Here is a 1,945-nt window from a genome sequence, read left to right on the forward strand (position 1 = left end):
TAGCCAATAACATAAACATCAGCAGAATTCACGCAGCGCTGCCGAAAGGGCACTGTTAATCTCACTGATGGTGCTCTACACAAGATCCGGAGGCAAGGTAATAAGAGAACTTTGCACAGTCGCTTATAATCCTGCCTTATTTAAATGAAAACAGAGAAAGTTCAATGGCCACTTACAAAGAAATAAAGCGTCAAATTGCTGCGCTCGAAAAGCAAGCTGCCGAAGCCAGATCCGCTGAAATCGTTAAAATCATTTTTGGTATCAAGATTCAAATTACTGAATACGAACTGACGCCTGACGATCTTTTTGAGGATAACCCAAAGTCTGAGGTCAAGAACCTAGAGGTTGTAGCAAATCCAATCAACCCAGCTAAACCACCGAAATACATGGACCCGAAGACGGACAAGACCTGGAACGGTCATGGTAAACCGCCAGGCTGGATGGCTGAGGCAATCAAAAAGGGGAAAAGGGAAGATTTCCTGATCGCCAAAGTCCTGGAATTGCGGGCCGCGAAAACTGCGGTCGCGACAGCACTGAAAAAGGCCGTAAAGCCAGCGACTGCCAAACCAGTAACCAAGGCTCCGGCCGCCAAAAAGTCAGCGGCGAAGAAAAGCGTCAAGGTGCAAATGCCTGTGCAAGACGAACCTGCCCAGGCCGTTCCAGCGCCTGAAGAGGTCGCAGCGCCATAGGCGAGCGAAACTGCCTGACCGCCCCCTATCCCCCTCTATTTAGTTTCCTGGAATTGAGGGAAAATGGGTGGTGTTACACCTTCGGTCAGGATGCCGAACTTGCTGAAGTTCTACGAAGCGGTGCTATTGCTTAAGGATCGACTGGCCACGCCGTCCTGATCGGAGCAAATGAATTCTCGGGAAAACTGCGACCTACTACCGGGCATGTTAAGAAAAAGCCTAGAAAACGCGCTACGCGGGCATTGCGGCCAGCGCTATCAGCTTACGTTCTGACACAATCAGACGCCTTTTTATTCCGGCGCCTATGTTTCGTTCGACTTCCCACATGGCCAATCCCTTGACCACGGCAACTTGCTGTATGGCGGTTACGACATCACCCAACTTGGTGCAGAGATACTCTGCACCGCTCTTGATTGACGATTTTACTTTCATTCGGCTAAATCTCCCGTGTAGTTGTTCCGCAAACAATCCTATTCACGTTGTTCCCAAGAGGGAACGAAGTATTTCGTATTAGCTTTTCAAAAAAATGAACGGGTTTCTATATCAGTCGTCGCCCGCGAAGCCCAGCAGTTGCAGGATGGCCAAGAACAGGTTGAGAACGTTCAGGTACATGCTGCACGCCGCCATCACATAATTGTCCTCCTCGCCGCGGATTAGGCGGCTGGTGTCAAAAAGGATGAAACCAGAGAAGAGCAAAGCGGCCACGGCAGAGACGCCCGCCTGCATCGCGGGCACAAAAATCGCAGCAATGCTTGCCAACAGAACGACAATCAGACCCGCGAAAAGGAAGCCCCCCATCCGGGTGAAGTCCTTGCCGGTCTTATGGACGTACGCGGTGAGCGCCAAGGTGACCGCCGTGGTGAGTACCGCCGCCGTCAGTACCGTGCTGCTACCTCCAGGCAGGCTGATATAGTGGGTCAGCGTTGGCCCCAAGCCCAATCCGCTCAAGCCGGTGAAGGCCAGCATGGCCGGTACGGCGGCTGTCGAGTTCCGGTTCTTGTTCAAGTAGAAAAGCGGTACCAGGCCGAGCAGGGTGAAGACGATGCCCGCCAACGGGCCAAAGCCCGCCAACATACTGGCGCCGGCACCAGCGGCGGCTACGGCAGTGGAAAGTGCCAGCAGCTGATAGGTATTCCGAATGACACGGGTGATATCCGGCGCGGCGTACGTACCGTATTCGGTTTTGCTCAGATCGATTACACGGCATTATGTAGCAGCTACCCCAAGCCTCTGACCGCGGTACCGACCACAATACC

General features: G+C 52.9%; 3 protein-coding genes. 1 reads left to right on the forward strand and 2 read right to left on the reverse strand.

What is annotated here, in order from left to right; all coding sequences use genetic code 11:
- Positions 1-164 precede the first annotated feature (164 nt).
- Positions 165-689: an H-NS family nucleoid-associated regulatory protein gene (locus ACOYNV_RS28065; RefSeq protein ID WP_422903115.1), complete on the forward strand. Its 525-nt coding sequence runs from the start codon at positions 165-167 to the stop codon at positions 687-689.
- A 231-nt stretch (positions 690-920) separates the two neighbouring features.
- On the opposite strand, the gene ACOYNV_RS28070 is transcribed toward ACOYNV_RS28065, so the two are convergent.
- Positions 921-1,121 (reverse strand): hypothetical protein, encoded by a 201-nt coding sequence (locus ACOYNV_RS28070; RefSeq protein WP_422903116.1) that lies wholly within the window; start codon positions 1,119-1,121, stop codon positions 921-923.
- A gap of 111 nt (positions 1,122-1,232) precedes the next feature.
- Positions 1,233-1,886 (reverse strand): Bax inhibitor-1 family protein, encoded by a 654-nt coding sequence (locus ACOYNV_RS28075; RefSeq protein WP_422903117.1) that lies wholly within the window; start codon positions 1,884-1,886, stop codon positions 1,233-1,235.
- Positions 1,887-1,945: the final 59 nt, after the last annotated feature.

The sequence above is a fragment of the Propionivibrio sp. genome, assembly GCF_049316945.1.
Taxonomy (GTDB): Bacteria; Pseudomonadota; Gammaproteobacteria; order Burkholderiales; family Rhodocyclaceae; genus Propionivibrio.

Bases quoted from the DNA above. Each gene is read 5' to 3' on its own strand.
- ACOYNV_RS28065 (WP_422903115.1), top strand. From the start codon at position 165: ATGGCCACTTACAAAGAAATAAAGCGTCAAATTGCTGCGCTCGAAAAG.
- ACOYNV_RS28070 (WP_422903116.1), bottom strand. From the start codon at position 1,121: ATGAAAGTAAAATCGTCAATCAAGAGCGGTGCAGAGTATCTCTGCACC.